16 protein-coding genes are annotated in these 14,844 nt (G+C 60.2%); 7 read left to right on the top strand and 9 right to left on the bottom strand.

Going from position 1 to position 14,844, the window contains the following annotated elements; all coding sequences use genetic code 11:
- Positions 1-2: 2 nt before the first annotated feature.
- The 6 genes from ACIP02_RS13810 (at position 3) to ACIP02_RS13835 (ending at position 4,728) form a co-directional block, all read left to right on the top strand.
- Positions 3-629: a LysE family translocator gene (locus ACIP02_RS13810; RefSeq protein WP_400617367.1), complete on the top strand. Its 627-nt coding sequence runs from the start codon at positions 3-5 to the stop codon at positions 627-629.
- Positions 630-668: 39 nt separating this feature from the next.
- A complete protein-coding gene (locus ACIP02_RS13815; protein ID WP_400617369.1) occupies positions 669-1,751 on the top strand; it encodes a hypothetical protein in 1,083 nt (360 codons plus the stop codon).
- A gap of 137 nt (positions 1,752-1,888) precedes the next feature.
- A complete protein-coding gene (locus ACIP02_RS13820) occupies positions 1,889-2,584 on the top strand; it encodes a sel1 repeat family protein (RefSeq protein WP_400617371.1) in 696 nt (231 codons plus the stop codon).
- 241 nt (positions 2,585-2,825) lie between these two features.
- On the top strand, positions 2,826-3,518 hold the full coding sequence (locus ACIP02_RS13825) for an AzlC family ABC transporter permease (protein WP_400617373.1): 693 nt from the start codon (positions 2,826-2,828) through the stop codon (positions 3,516-3,518).
- Entirely contained in the window at positions 3,515-3,829 is a 315-nt protein-coding gene (locus tag ACIP02_RS13830) for an AzlD domain-containing protein (RefSeq protein WP_112252371.1), read from the top strand. Before ACIP02_RS13825 ends, ACIP02_RS13830 begins: the two co-directional genes overlap by 4 nt.
- Positions 3,826-4,728, top strand: coding sequence for an AraC family ligand binding domain-containing protein (locus ACIP02_RS13835; RefSeq protein WP_400617375.1), 903 nt, complete (start codon positions 3,826-3,828; stop codon positions 4,726-4,728). Before ACIP02_RS13830 ends, ACIP02_RS13835 begins: the two co-directional genes overlap by 4 nt.
- On the opposite strand, the gene dinB is transcribed toward ACIP02_RS13835, so the two are convergent.
- Genes dinB through speD form a run of 5 tightly spaced genes read right to left on the bottom strand, consistent with a single transcriptional unit; the run spans position 4,676 to position 10,815 of the window.
- A complete protein-coding gene (gene dinB / locus ACIP02_RS13840) occupies positions 4,676-5,785 on the bottom strand; it encodes a DNA polymerase IV (protein WP_400617377.1) in 1,110 nt (369 codons plus the stop codon). The genes ACIP02_RS13835 and dinB overlap by 53 nt on opposite strands.
- Positions 5,778-7,826 (bottom strand): ornithine decarboxylase, encoded by a 2,049-nt coding sequence (locus tag ACIP02_RS13845; RefSeq protein WP_400617379.1) that lies wholly within the window; start codon positions 7,824-7,826, stop codon positions 5,778-5,780. Before ACIP02_RS13845 ends, dinB begins: the two co-directional genes overlap by 8 nt.
- Positions 7,804-9,021 carry an MFS transporter gene (locus tag ACIP02_RS13850; protein ID WP_400617381.1) on the bottom strand — a complete coding sequence of 406 codons (1,218 nt, stop codon included), beginning with the start codon at positions 9,019-9,021 and terminating at the stop codon, positions 7,804-7,806. The genes ACIP02_RS13845 and ACIP02_RS13850 overlap by 23 nt, the downstream gene beginning before the upstream one ends.
- A 14-nt stretch (positions 9,022-9,035) precedes the next feature.
- A complete protein-coding gene (locus ACIP02_RS13855) occupies positions 9,036-10,442 on the bottom strand; it encodes a coproporphyrinogen-III oxidase family protein (protein WP_400617382.1) in 1,407 nt (468 codons plus the stop codon).
- The gene (gene speD / locus ACIP02_RS13860; RefSeq protein WP_400617383.1) at positions 10,426-10,815 is read right to left on the bottom strand and encodes an adenosylmethionine decarboxylase; all 390 of its coding nucleotides are present in this window, start codon (positions 10,813-10,815) and stop codon (positions 10,426-10,428) included. The genes ACIP02_RS13855 and speD overlap by 17 nt, the downstream gene beginning before the upstream one ends.
- Positions 10,816-11,350: 535 nt before the next feature.
- Here speD and ACIP02_RS13865 point away from each other — a divergent pair.
- Positions 11,351-11,578 (top strand): hypothetical protein, encoded by a 228-nt coding sequence (locus ACIP02_RS13865; protein ID WP_023381060.1) that lies wholly within the window; start codon positions 11,351-11,353, stop codon positions 11,576-11,578.
- 122 nt (positions 11,579-11,700) lie between these two features.
- Here the strand turns inward: ACIP02_RS13865 and ACIP02_RS13870 are convergent, their stop codons facing one another.
- The 4 genes from ACIP02_RS13870 to ACIP02_RS13885 form a co-directional block, all read right to left on the bottom strand.
- Positions 11,701-12,180, bottom strand: a complete 480-nt coding sequence (locus ACIP02_RS13870) for a copper chaperone PCu(A)C (RefSeq protein ID WP_400617384.1) — start codon at positions 12,178-12,180, stop codon at positions 11,701-11,703.
- Positions 12,181-12,789, bottom strand: a complete 609-nt coding sequence (locus tag ACIP02_RS13875; protein ID WP_400617385.1) for an SCO family protein — start codon at positions 12,787-12,789, stop codon at positions 12,181-12,183.
- Between the two features lie 345 nt (positions 12,790-13,134).
- Complete coding sequence (gene nfuA, locus ACIP02_RS13880; RefSeq protein ID WP_054901497.1) at positions 13,135-13,719, bottom strand: Fe-S biogenesis protein NfuA; 585 nt, start codon at positions 13,717-13,719, stop codon at positions 13,135-13,137.
- A 58-nt stretch (positions 13,720-13,777) separates the two neighbouring features.
- Positions 13,778-14,812 (bottom strand): acyltransferase family protein, encoded by a 1,035-nt coding sequence (locus ACIP02_RS13885; protein WP_400617386.1) that lies wholly within the window; start codon positions 14,810-14,812, stop codon positions 13,778-13,780.
- Positions 14,813-14,844: the final 32 nt, after the last annotated feature.

Here is a 14,844-nt window from a genome sequence, read left to right on the forward strand (position 1 = left end):
CCGTGAATACCGCACTCACCGCCACCTATGCCCTCACCGTCCTGCTACTGATCGCCACCCCCGGCCCGGTGGTGGCATTGATCGTCAACACCGCGGCCGCCTCCGGCTCGCGCAAGGCCATGTTCACCGCCGTCGGCACCAACTGGGCCTCCCTGGTGCTGATTGGCGCGGCGGCCTGGGTCATCCTCACCAGCGCCGCCATCGACAAGGCCTGGCTCAGCATCATGAGCCTGCTCGGCTGCCTGTTCATCGGCTATATCGCCGTTGGCACGCTGAAGGAGGCCTTGCAGGCACCCGCCCAAGATGCCGCAAGCGACGCGGCCAAGCCTGGCCGAGGCGGGCTGCTGCAGGGCTTCATGGTGGGTATTTCCAACCCCAAGGACATCATTTTCTTCATTGCCTTCTTCCCGCAGTTCATCCAGATCACCGAATCGTTCGGCAAGAGCATGGTGGTGTTGTCGTTGCTGTGGGTGGCCATCGATTTTGCCGTACTCAGCCTGTACATCTTCGCCATCGGCAAGATCGCTTCGCAGCGCAGCAACCGTGTCATCAGCCTGGCCTCGGGCGTTGCCCTGCTGCTGATTGCCGCTGGCGGCCTGCTGTATAACCTCAAGGAACTGGCGGCCTGAACGTGAAACGCAGTACCCGACGCACCCGCAGGAGAGCGCATGACCACAACTGACACCAGCCCGCCTCCTGCCCCTTTGCAACAGGACTACCAGCGCTTTCTGCTGCTGGGTAGCCGCCGTGCCCCGCACACCGTGCACGTGCACGAAACCGGCTACCGCTCCGGCACCATCAACACCGATGCCCTGGGCCTGCGCTACAGCCACTGCGCCGGCAAGCGCTTTTCGGCGGCCGAGCGCGGCGGTGCCTCACGCATCAACCTGCTGGTCGGTGGTTCCACGGCCCTGGGCATCGGCGCCAGTTCCGACGAGCACACGGTGGCCTCGCACCTGTCGATGCTCACGGGTGAAGTGTGGCTGAGCCTGGCCGGCTGCGGGCTCAATGCCAGCCAGGAACTGCTGATGTTCCTGACCCACCAGCACCGTCTTGGCCAAATCGGCCACGTGGTGGTGCTTAGCGGCCTCAACAGCCTGGCCCACGAAGCCCTGTGTGAAGTGCTCGCCAGCCCTGGTGACGCGCAGCACGCCAAGGCCTACCAGGCGTTTCTGAACAGCTTCAGCGAAGGCATGCAACCTGCCACACCGCCCCGTCGGCAGTCGCTGTGGCGGCGCATCGGCCAGGCCTTTGCGCCGCCACCGGTTGAAGCCCCGGTCAGTTGGCCGCTGTCATCGCCGGAAAAGCGCCTGGCACGTGCCGCTGACAACATTGGCCGGACCTTGCGCCAATGGGACCGGCTGCTGGCAGACAGCAATGCCACCCTCACCTTCATCCTGCAGCCGTTGCTGCCCTGGTGCCGGGAAACCCTACCCGAGGGCGAACAGGCCATGCTGGCCGCCCTCGAGCAACAACCCGGCAATTTCGATCGGCTGCTGGACGGCGCATTCGACAGCCAGTTGCACTCGGCGTTTTTCCGCCGCATCAAGAGCCAGGCCGACCCGGTGCCCTGCTACGATATGAACGGCATGCTCAGCAGCTCGCCGGTGTTTGGTGCCGACCTGTTCATCGACCGCCTGCACCTGAACGATCTGGGCAACAATGCGTTGGCCAAGGTGATCACCGCCAAGCTTGGCCTGGCCCAGGAAAAGCACGCCCAGCGCAAGGTCACCCCCATCAGGCTCGGCTGACAATTGCACAGCGGTCTTTCGGCCAGCCCCTTGGCTGGCTAGAATACGTCGTCGTTCCGATTTTCCCGAGGCGCACGCTTGACCGCCATGACCTTCGAAACCGCCCATTCGCATCTGATTGCCCATGGGGTTCACCTGTGAGCCTTGTGCGAAGCCTGCCCGCACTGGTGGTCGCCTTGATGCCGCTGGCTGCACAGGCGCTGGAGGTCAGCATCGACCCGCATGCCGACCTGCTCTACCGTCAGGCCTTGCCGTTGCTGGAGCAGGCCGACAGCCAGGACAACGCCAGCAACACGCTGCGCACCGCCTTGGGGGGTGATCCCGAGCTCAACCGTCAGGGCCAGGCCATGGCGCATACCTTGCCGACAGCCGTTGCCCTGCTGAAAAAATCGGTCGAGCTGGGCCACCCGGTCGCGCAATACCGCCTGGCGCTGTACTACATGACCTACCTGCCCGCCGCGCAAATTGCGGATGCCGCCTGCCCGCTGCTAGAGGCCAGCCTCAAGCAAGGTTTTGCCGCCCCTGCGCCAGCCATCGCCACCTGGTGCCGCCCCTACAACAGCAGCGATGAGTACCGCACTGCGCTGGAGGCCATTCCCAACATGGCCACCGTGTACGCCCCCTATTATCCGCAACCTGCCAGCCGACTGGCCTGTAGCCGCAGCCGGCCCCAGGGCATCGAGATGCTCTGGGGGCGCCAACGTGATTACCAGGCCGAAGTGTACCGCCTGCTTGGCGATCTCGACCCACAACACCGCTTGAGCCTGCTGCAGAAGGCCGTGGAGATCAACGGTTGCGTGACCGCACAGCAGCATCTGAGTAGCCGCCCCTGATCCCTCTAACTGGCCAAGATTGACCCTTGTAGGAGCGGCCTTGTGTCGCGACGGGCGCGCAGCGGCCCCTGCAATATTTGCGGCGAAGCAGAAATTTTCGGGGCCGCTGCGCGCCCCATCGCGACACAAGGCCGCTCCTACAGGGATCCCGCACGCCAGCCAGCAGCGCAGCAAGATCGTTCAAGCCACCCCCCGCCCCGTCTGGCATGCTGGCCTGCCACGTAACCGCACTGCAGCCATCATGCCCCACATCGCTCGCCAAGCCTTTCTCCACGGCGCCATCGCCATTCTCCCGCTGTCCCTGGCCGTCGCCCCCTGGGGCTTGCTGGCCGGCTCGATGGCCATCGAAGCCAACCTCAGCGCCTGGCAGGGCCAAGGGCTATCAGCCATCGTTTTCGCCGGCGCCGCGCAACTGGTGGCCATTGGCATGCTCAAGGGCGGCGCGAACCTCGCGTCGATCCTGCTGACGACCTTGCTACTGACCTCGCAGCACCTGCTGTATGGCCTGTCGATGCGCCCGGTGCTGTCCAGCCAGCCACTGCGTTGGCGGCTGGGCCTGGGCTTTCTGCTGACCGACGAATTCTTCGCCCTGACCAGCCAGTACGACCAGCAACAGTTCAACCGCTGGTACGCCCTGGGGGTGGGCCTTACCTTCTATGTCGCCTGGAACCTGTTTACCCTGGCCGGCATCCTTCTGGGCCAGAGCATTCCGCACCTGGACCAGTTCGGCCTGGACTTCTCCATCGTCGCCACCTTCGTCGCCCTGATCGCCCCGCTGGTGCGCAACCTGGCCACCGTCGTGTGTGTGGCCGTATCGCTGTTCTGCTCGGTGCTGTTCAGCTATTGGCATTGGGAAACGGCGCTGGTGGCCGCAGGCCTGCTGGGCATGAGTGCCGGCTTCATCTGCCAGAAATTCGCCGGAGCCCGCCCATGACCTGGATCCTGATTTTCGCCATGGGCGCCATCGTGTTCCTCAACCGCTATGCGTTCCTTGAGCCACGCCTGCCCCTGCGCCTGAGCTCCAACGCCCGGCAGTTCCTCGGCTTTGCCGTGCCGGGCATGCTGACCGCCATTTGCGGACCGATTATCTTCATGCCCGAGCACCAGCTCAACCTCAGCCTGCTCAACCCCTACCTGCTGGGTTCGCTGGTGGCCATCGCCCTGGTGCTGTTGACCCGCAGCGTATTGCTGAGCATGCTGGTGAGCATGTTGATCTTCTTCCTCCTGCGCAGCTGGCTGGCATGAGCACGCCCCTGCGCGAGCAGACACACCTCTGGCAGGCGCCAGCCCTGGGCGACGTCGAAATGCTGCACGCGCGCTACTTTCAGCAGCGCTTCGCCCCGCATGTGCACGAAGGTTATGTGTTCACCGTGATCGAGTCTGGCGCCCAGCGCTTCTGGCACCGTGGCAGCGAGCACCTGGCGCCGGTCGGCAGCATGGTGCTGATCAACCCCGACGAACTGCACACCGGTGCCACCGCCCATGAAGCCGGCTGGCGCTACCGCGGCTTCTACCCGGAGCATGAGCGGGTTACCGGCGTGCTCGACGAACTGGAACTGGGTCGCCACGGCATGCCCAGTTTCAAGGCCAGCGTGATTCAGGACCCGGCCCTGGCCCTCGCCTTCAGCAAGCTGCACCAGCTTTCCGAAGCCGGCGCCAGTGCCCTGCAGCAACAGACGGCCTGGCGCCACGCGGTGCTGGCCCTGGTGCAACGCCACGGGCAATGCGCCGAGCCCTCGGCCCCAGGCAACGAACCCCTGGCCGTGGCCCGCGCCCGCGAACTGCTGGAAAGCCAGTTGGCCGACCCGCCCTCACTGGAAGCGCTGGCGGCCGCGGTCAACCTGTCACCGTTCCATTTCGCCCGGGTATTTCGCCAGGCCACCGGCCTGCCGCCACATGCCTGGCTGAAACAGCGGCGCCTGGCCCGCGCGCGGGAAATGCTCAAGAGCGGCCTGGTGGCGTCAGAAGTAGCGTTCGACCTGGGGTTTGCTGACCAGAGCCATTTGAGCCGGCAGTTCAAGCAGGCTTACGGGGTGTCGCCGGGGGTTTATCGGCGAGCATGTGTTCATTCAATCGTGCCAACCAAGCTAGTCAAAACGCCAGCTCAATCTGCAAGGGGTCCGGCAGGCTTTTTCGAATCCTGACGGCAACACCTACAAGGCGCACTGCCCGCCCCTGCCGTTTGGTATCCCAAAGCGTGCGACATAGCCCCTGCATGACCTGCGGCTGCAAGGACAAGGCAGGTGCCTCGGCGCTGGCAATGGAAAAGTCGGAGAATTTGAGTTTGACCAGGTTCCTGACAATGGCCGGCGTCTGGCCAAGCGCTTCCAGACGGGTAGTCAAAGCCGCCAACAGTAGATCCAGCTCTCTGGCACAACTGGCAAAGTCGTCACAGTCGCTGGGCAGCGTATGCTCGACACCCAGGGACTGGATATCTCCGGGCTTTCCCTCATAGCCCTCCAGGCCCCGGCAACGCTCCCACACATAAAAACCGTGCGCCCCAAGGTGTCGCAGCAGAGCCGGTATCATGTCGTCAGTAACATCAGCACATTTCAGGCAGCCCAATGCCTGCAACACGGCCCATGTTCTGGGTCCCACGCCTGGGATCTTGCGAATATCCAGATTGGCCAGATAACCCTGCACCTGATCGGGCGCGATGACACACTGGCCATTGGGCTTGTTCACTTCCGAAGCCATTTTCGCCAGATACTTCAAAGGTGCGACTCCCGCAGAGGCCGTCAGCTGCAGTTCTTGCTCGATAGCAGCGCGGATCCGGCTTGCCATGTACGTCGCCGAACCGTTGCAGTGCATCTGCCCTGTCACATCCAGCGTGGCTTCATCCAGCGAGAGAAACTCGACCACAGGGGTATAACGTCGAAAAATGGCCTCCAGCCTGCGAGTCACCGCCTCATACCGCTCGAAGCGTACTGGCAGCAACACCAAGTCCGGGCATAGTCGTTGCGCGGTGACAGTTGCCATTCCACTTCTGACACCAAAACGCCTGGCAATGTAGTTGGAAGTGCTGATCACGCCCCTGTCTTTCGCCATGCCGCCAACAGCGACTGGCCGCTCGCGCAGCCATGGGGCATCCAGCAACTCGACGGCGACGAAGTAAGAGTCCATGTCGACGTGGATGTACTTACGCCCATGATTTTGCAACTGGCTGAGCGCGCCACCCGGCGGTTGAGTGCGCTCAGCCAAGCACGAACACCCCGAACGAGGCCGATCCATCGGTTTCGCGGATGCTGTGCACACCCTGAATGTGCGGGGCAAACTCGGGATACTGTGCAGACAAAGCCTCCACTGCTTGCAAATAGCCAACCAACGTAGCTGTCCAGCGCTCACCGGGCGCAATGCACATGATCCCGGGTGGGTATGGAATAACGCCTTCGGCCGCCACCCTGCCTGCAACCTCCCCGACCCGCTGCAGGCTGGCCTCACCGCGCACGAACTGTTGGTTAGCCTGGTAAGGGGAGCAATTTTCCTGTACGGCCCCCATGGCACTGAAAATCTCACTTTGCAGCAGTTCGACCTGATGTGTGCGATAGAGCCTGCTGATGCGGTCCCCTAGCCCGGCAATGGACAGGCCCTGATAGCGTGCCGAAGCCGCGCGTAGCGACGGCAACAGTTGCAGCACCGCTGTGCCCTTGAGCCAATGCGTTTCGAAATCCTCCAGAGCGCCCACCAGCCTGTTCAACGCGGCACTGTCGCTGGACGGCGTCATCAGCAGGGTGAGGGTGAAGAAATCCGTTTTCTCCGGGGTAAAACCGCAATCCCGCAGATACTGGGCAACAATGCAGGCAGGAATCTCTGACTGCCCCCGGGTGGAAAAGATGGCTTTGCAGGGGTCGATGTAATGCAGGCCGGGCTCAATTGCCAACTCACCCTGCGCCTGATATTCGCGCGAAGCCTGCGAAACAGGCGGCATCAATGGCCGGATCAGCCGGCATCGGCGTTCAACCTGGTCGCGCAACGCCTGCGCAGCGGCCAGCGCTTGCCGCCAATGGCGCTCGCCTTCGCCGTCGGCCAGCATGGCTGCATTCACTTCCAGTGACATGAATAAGGGATAAGACGGGCTGGTAGATGCGTGTTGCATGAAAGCCGCATTGAACACTCGCCATGCGCAATAACGGCGCAGGTGGCTGATATGCCGGTCTTTCTTGTGGATCTGTGAAGTCTGGGAGAGACCCGACATCTGTTTGTGCACCGACTGCGTCACGACAATGCCGGGAGAAGTGTCGGTCAATTGCACGTTCAGCGGCGATAGCTTGGCCAGCGCGGGAACGAAAGGTTCATACCCAGCCCAGGCGCCATCGAACAGCACATAGTCACAAAGATGCCCGATGCGCTCAAGCACTGCTGCGGCGTCAACCACCACACCATCACAAGTCGCCTGCTGGATTACCGCCAGGCGAAAGGGCCTGGATTCGCGCGCCCGACGCCAACAGATCTGCCCCACCCGGCTACGCAAATGGCCCTCATCCAGAGCACCCAATCGGTAGCCCCCCAACAGCCCCCGCTCATCCCGCACATTGGCCAGGTATACCGGAAGGGCGCCACACTGAACCAAGGCCCCTAGAAACACCGACTTGTGGTTATTACGATCCATCAGCACCAGGTCGCCTGCCGCCAACAACGCACTGGCAACGACTTTATTGGCAGTGGACGTGCCATTGAGCACGAACCAGGTGTCATCGGCGCCAAAAACCCTTGCAGCCAATTGCTCAGCCTCCCGGACCGGGCCTTCATGCCCCAGCACATCGCCCAGCTCCGGCGCTGCATGGGGCACATCCACCTGGAACAATCCCGGCCCCAGCAACTGGCTGAAACGAGCCCCAACGGGGTGTTGCTGCAAGCAGGCTCCCCCCTGGTGGCCTGGGCAGGCAAAGGTAGGCCGACGCTTCTCGACAAACAACGCAACCGCACGTGTGAAAGAAGGCAATACCTGATGTTCAAAGGCGCGTGCCGCAACCATGAGCCGGGCCTTGTCTTGCACCGACAACGGCACGTTCAGCCTCCGCTCTTCGCCGGCCAACAGGCCATCCGCATCCTGCGAGCCAATGAACAGTGGTAACTGCCAACGCTCCACTGCCTGAACTACGCTGGCTTGCAGTGCATCCTCGGGCGTCAGGAGCAATGCCGAAGCGAGTGCGAGATTTGCTGACGAATGAAAAGGCACTGCCCGCACGCCGTCCCATGCCTGCACATCGAGTGCCATGCTATATACGATTGTCGGTGTCATCGACATTTCCTTTCAGGTTCCAGCGCACAGGCGCGACGAACAGCATCAGCGTCATCCAGAAGAAGGTTGCAGGGCCCGCAAGCACGAATACCAAACTGGCAACCAGCCCCGAAACGGCATCACCAATGACGGCCGTAAAGTAATAAAGGGAAAAGTTCCTGCCCACTTCATGCTCGCTCGACAAGCACTGGATGTTGGTCACAATGGCAATATCGACAAAGGCACCAATGAAACCGACCAGAAACAGGATCGATAGAAACAGCCAGCTGTTGAACTGCAGCGCCACCGCTGCCGTCAGAAACAATGCCCCGTACAGGAGCCAATACCGCAACACCAACCGTGCAGTTGTGCGCGGATTGAAGCGTGTGTAGAGCACCCCGCCGAGCACGGTACCGGCTGCAAGCAGTGAAAGTACGTAACCTACCGCCGCTTCAGATGCAAAATGCTCAAGCACCGAAGCCGGAAGGATGAAGCGAATGACCGAGGTAGCAAACATCGCGCAAAGGGTGGTGCAACCGATAACGGCAAACAACGGCGCATTGCTGACCCTTAACTGGCCTACACTGCGCGCTGCATCGCGGACGATGGCACGCCCATCAAAGGCCTGCCGGGCACTTTGCCTGCCAGGCCCCAGGGTGGCGATGGAGGTGGCCGACAGCACCAGACAGGTCGCAAAGAACAAGAAGGTTGCTTCACGAGAAAGCAGTATCACGCAGACTGAAAAAACCAGCGGGCCGATAATCGAGGCCGCATCCTCGATCACTTGGACACCACTGTTGACCGAGGCCAGATCGTCCCTTGATACGAGGTCTGGAAAGTACGCGCGAAATGTCGGCACATAGAGGCATTCGAGCGCCGTCATGAGCATCGAAAGCCCCACCAACAGGGGTAATACCGGTGTGAGCAGGCCGAACAAGGCAAAGAAGGCAAGCGCCAAAAAACCTTTGGCGGCCTCCACTGCCAACAGAGTTTTCTTTTTGTCGGCGTTATCCGCCAACCAGCCACCTAACGGAGAAAACACGACGCTTGGCAAGTAACGAAAAAAATAGGCGATACCGATTAAAAGCAGATCAGCCTCGGTGAGGGAGACGATTGCCACGGCAAATGCCGCTTCGAAGGCAAATTCACCACATTTAGAAAAGCCGTAACCACACGCCAGCGATCGCGTTCCGTAGTTTAGATTCAGCGCTTGCATACTTCATTTCTTCCTCAGCCAGCGGCATAGATCAACTCGTGCTCGGTGATATCCCGTCCAGGCACATCAAGCCGCTCGAAAACCAGCCTCCTGAGAATGTCCTGCTCACTTGCCGGCATCAGGTAGAACATGATGTTGCTGTACCAGAGCCAGCCAAGCCGCGTCAGCCGATAGAATTGTGAGTCCTCAAGCACCAATCCTGCCCCGATCAACGCATCAAGCCGCCTCATCAGCGCTTCGGGCACGCGGCTCAATTCAACCAGGCGCTTATCTACTGAACCGTGATAGGCCAGGCGAACGACCAGCGGCTTGACCACATCCAGCAGCGCGTCATGCCCGCTCACTTGGCACATGTACTCCCCTTGCGCCATGCCACGGGTATATTTTTCGCGAGATGAAGTATTGGTAATGACGTGCCCCGCCACCGACGAGATGGCCCCCACACCGAAGCCCAGCAGGTCATGATCGGCATAACCGTAAACATGCTCGTGATAGATGAAGGCGTAATCTTCGGCAAACAGCGCATTGCCAGCCCCGGGCCTGCGCACATAGCCATGACCGTTGTAGGGAACATAGCCATATTGGCGCAGGTGCTCATCGAGCATGAACTTCATGTTGAGCTTGCGCATGGCAGGCATTACATCAGCGAAGCGAGCCTTGATTTGCCTGTGCAATTTGACGGAGGTTGCAGCATTGTTGATTGGGTAAATGTCAATATTGCTGACGCCCATCGCCACCGCTTTGTCGATGTCGACGAGCGTCTGCGCTTCATTGCTGCCGTTCATGCCATACAGGATGTCACACAGCACATGTTCAAACTGGTTACTCAACAGATCGGCAGCGCGCTCGATCTTGCCCACGTCCGGGTCCAGGTTGAACAGCTGCCGCCATTCGCGATCTGTGGTTTGCAAGCCAAACCGCGCGTGGGTCACACCAATTGCAGCCAAAGCGCGAGCGCGCTCTTCGGTGACACTTGTGACACTGAACTCGAATGAGAACTCCTGAACGTTGCGCATATCGAAATGACGATGCAGCGCCTCGCCAATATCGTGAATGTTCCGCGGTGACAGCAGAGACGGTGTCCCACCCCCAAAAAATATGGCCCTGACCGGAACCGCCTTCAGGTCCATGGCTTGCGCCTTGTACTCGATCTCTTTGATCAGCGCCTTTGTATAGCGGTCGATGTCACTGGCACTCTTGTACAGCCCTCGGGTAAACGGGCAGAACGAACAAATGGCCTCACAAAAAGGGATGTGAAAGTACAAGGCGCGTGAGCGCGAAACTTGATTGGCTGCGGACATCATTGCAGCGAACTGATGTGGGGCCGGCTGGTAAACATCGCGCGCTTGCGACGGGAAGAAAAAGTTGTATAACGGAAACTGATAATCAAACTTCAACAACCCCTTATCGAGCAGCTGCATGTTCCCCTCCTCGTGGTTCAATCACTGCACTGCCGCGCAGCAGCGTTCGTCTATTGACCTGTACGCCCGCTCCAAAAAATTCCAAAATGCGTTCATTGATCAATTGATTGTTTTTCCCGCACGTATATACATTAATGCTGATGTACTCACGCTCCGGGTAGGTATGGTAGGAAAGGTGAGACTCCGACAACAGAAAAAGCCCGGTGACACCCTCCCCGCCCGAGGAAAACTTGTGAATCATATCGCTGATGATGTTGAAGCCGGATGCCTGCAGCGTAGTCAGAAAGAAGCCGTGCAATCTTTTATCATTGCTCAGCAACTTTGCGCTGGCCCCCGTGATGTCCCAGATAGTGTGGTAGCCACGATCGTCCATAAAGCATGCTCCTGCTCAAGGAAAATAAAGGGGCGGCACCAGGCCGCCCCCCTGCTTACCACATGCACACACCTTGGGTGGTGACGCCAGTTACATCGGTCTTGAACAGTTCGATTGCAGATTTCATGTGTGAACTCCTTTCTGATTATTGGAATTGCCCTTGCATCGCTTGGGCAACTACAACCTAAGGCTCATCCTCGCTCACACACAACACCCAAGTTGTAACAGCACCGCAGTCTAACCTGGGGCTCGAATTAAAACTTAGGAATATTCCTACATAGACAGCTTATTGAAGAAGGACACCCTCTGACGTGAAACCCTGCGAAGCAGAGCACTTCAGCAAATTGTTTTGAACGACCCGAATGGCTTGTCACACACCTTAGCGATGCCGACTTTAAACACGATGTTTATAAGTAACGAGTTGTTGCGAACACTCCGAAGCAGCCATTTGCGGCTGCCTCTGCGCCCTTTGCAAGGACAGCAGAGCCCCGCCAGTCCTCTGCTACACTGTCAAGGCTGAATGGAGGATCCTGCCATGTCCGAAAGAGAGCTCACCACCCTCCTGTCGCTGATGAACCAGCGCCAGGCCTGCCTCAGCAGTGCCTGCAAGGAGATTGCCGACTGGATCGACCGGCAGGGCGACATGCCCGCCGCCGGCAAGATCCGTGCAAGCCTCAAGGCCCTGGAGGCCGATGAAGCCCAGGTCCGCAAGACCTTGACCTCGTTGACCCTCGACAGGCCATTGCCCAGGTTTCGCAGCTGACTGAGACTGGGCCGGTGTGGGAGCGGGCTAGCCCCGCGAAGCAGGCAACGCGGTGAATGGCACCGGCTTTGCCGGTGTTCGCGGGGCAAGCCCGCTCCCACAGGCTGCCCCATTCAAAGCTGTCAGTGCTTCATGTGCATGTGATCATGCCCGCCCGCCTCGGCGTTCAGCGCACGCACTTCAGCCTGCACGTCCACGGTTTCCGTGGCGCCCTTGGCATCTTCAATCGTCAGGGTCAGCGGCACTTTGTCGCCTTCCTTCACCTGATCGTTCAGGCCCATCAGCATCACGTGCAGGCCATTCGGGTCCAGAGTCACGGGCTTGCCGGCTGGCAGCTCGACAGCGTTCACCTCACGCATGCCCATCACGTCACCGTTCATGGTCATTTCATGCACCTGCACGGTCTTGGCCACGGGCGAAGCCACGCTCACAAGCTTGCTGTCGCTGCTGGCGGTCAGGGTCATGAAGGCACCGGTGGATGGCTGGTGCGGCACCGTGGCACGCACCCAGGCATCGCTCACAGTGGTCTGGGCCAAAGCAGGTAGGGCCAGGCCCATCAGGACCAGGGCAGCCAGGCCGCGTTTGATCGGTTGCATCGACATTCAGCAGATCTCCATCAGGGTGACCAGGTCTTCGGCGCATTCCTTGGCATTCAGGGAATGGCCCAGGCTCAGGCGCAGGGTGCCACGTGTATCGTAGACGTAGCTGGTGGACGAGTGAGAAATGGTATAGGTGTCCCCGGCCGGAACCTTCTCATAGAACACCTTGAATTCCTTGGCCACCGCGGCAATTTCCTCGGGGGTGCCAGTTAGCGCGACGAACGTCGGGTCGAAGGCCTTGACGTAGGCGTCCAGCACCTCGGGGGTATCGCGTTCCGGGTCCAGCGTGATGAACACCACCTGGAACAGGTCACGGTCACGGCCACGCAGCGTCTTGCGGATCTGTGCCGCACGCGCCAGCGTGGTTGGGCACACAGCCGGGCACTGGGTAAAGCCGAAGAAGATCATCGGCATGCTGCCGTAAAAGCTCGACAGGGTGCGCACATTGCCTTGCGGGTCCTTCAGGCTGAACTTGCGCCCGAGGATTTCGTTGCTCATGTTCTTGCCGTACTTGAACTCGAGCCCCCGGGCCGGGCTGCAGCCCGCCAGCAGGCCGAGCCCGAGAACGCCCATGCCGGCGACAACTGCACGCCGGCTATATAGATCATTCATGAAACCATCCTTTACAGGGAAGGTGCCGACCCTCGGGACGGGCCGGTCGAAAAACCGGGGCATTCTGGCATGACGCCCAGAGGGGTTCTACCCGACCAAGGCGAGGATCGCCTGCAGCCCTTTGAATACGGGCTGCGGCCTGTTGTCGCAGGGATTGAAACCGTAACACTTTGTTGCTAAGAGAACCGCTGATACGCGATCCATGTAGGAGCGGCCTTGTGTCGCGATCGGGCTGCAAAGCAGCCCCGGGATCTTTGCCATTCCGCAAGATTGCCGGGGCTGCTTTGCAGCCCGATCGCGACACAAGGCCGCTCCTACAACGATCGCACCAACTCAGCGTCAGCCTTAGTAGTAGGCGTTCTCTTTCTGCGTGTGGTCAGTCACGTCACGCACGCCTTTGAGCTCCGGAATACGCTCGAGCAGGGTGCGCTCGATGCCATCCTTCAGGGTCACGTCGGCCTGGCCGCAACCCTGGCAACCACCCCCGAACTGCAGCACGGCGATGCCGTCGTCGACCACGTCCACCAGGCTGACCTGCCCGCCATGGCTGGCCAGGCCGGGGTTGATCTCGGTCTGCAGGTAGTAATTGATACGCTCGTTGATCGGGCTGTCTTCGTTGACCATCGGCACCTTGGCGTTCGGTGCCTTGATGGTCAGCTGGCCACCCATGCGGTCGGTGGCGTAGTCGACCAGGGCATCTTCCAGGAACGGTACGCTGACCGCGTCCAGGTAAGCGGTGAAGCTCTTCAGACCCACGGCGGTGTCGTCAGGCTTCTCTTCGCCCGGCTTGCAGTAGGCAATGCACGTCTCTGCGTACTGGGTGCCCGGCTGGGTGATGAAAATGCGAATGCCGATGCCAGGCGTATTCTGCTTGGAAAGCAGATCGGCCAGGTAGTCATGGGCGGCGTCGGTAATGGTTATAGCGCTCATGTAGGTTCCTCACAGACTTGCCGCCAAGTGTACGCCAACCCGGCCTTTGTACAAAGTCCTAGTATTTAACTCGGGAAAGCGCATATTCCGGCGTTGTCCCCCGTGGTTCCGCCAGCCAGGCCTGCATGCGCCGGTACAGGCCGCGCTCCAGCCAGCGGTAGCTGAACCACGACATTAGTCCAATGGACGGCACGCATAGGGCAAATACCAGGTACGGGTTCAAGCCCAGCCGCTCGCTGGCAAACCAGCCGGCATAAAGCACCAGCACGTGAATCAGGTAGACCGAATACGAACAGTCGCCCAATGCCTTGAGCACCTGGTTACCTTTGAACAAGGGCTCCATGGACACAAACGCCAACACGATCATGGCACTCGGCAGCCCCCAGTACAGCAGGCGCTGGGAAGCGTCCAGGTGATAAAGCGCGAAGCCTGCCACCGCCAACAGCGCCAGCGGCACCCACAACCCTTCACGAATCAGGCCACGACGGTAAACCACCCCTAGGCCGATACCTAACAGGAACTCGTAGATGATGCCGTTGTTGTAGAAGTGGCTGAGCAAACCAAGGCGGCCCAGCACCTCGCTCACCACCAGCAGCGCCACAGTCATCAGCAGTTGGAGGTGACGATGGCGAACCAGGAATGCCAGACCGAACAACAGGTAGAAGAACATCTCGAAATTCAGCGTCCAGCCCACGTTCAGCGTTGGGTACAGACCATAACCACCGGGGTTTTCCGCTGGAATGAACAGCAACGAGAGCAATAAGTGGTGCCAATCGAACGCCTGATGCGGCATCCATTGACTGAAGGCCAGCAGCAGCGCCGCCATGAGCGCCGTGTAGAACCAGTAGGCCGGGACGATACGCAGCGCCCGGTTAAGCAGGAACTGGCGCGGTTCGATGGTTTTGTCGCGGGTCGACAGATAGATGACCAGCCCGCTGATGACGAAGAAGATGTCGACACCTACGGCGCCCCGGTCGGAGAGCAGTTGGCCGATGGGGCCGGTGGCGTGAAAGTCGAAGAAGATCTGCATGAAATGGTGGCAGACCACCACCCAGGCGGCGAACGCCCGCAGTGCCTGAAGCGAATACAGCATGAAATACCCTGCGCTTGGCGGTGCATTGAGGC

This window comes from Pseudomonas sp. NPDC089408, from assembly GCF_044749445.1.
In the GTDB taxonomy this organism is placed as follows: Bacteria; Pseudomonadota; Gammaproteobacteria; order Pseudomonadales; family Pseudomonadaceae; genus Aquipseudomonas.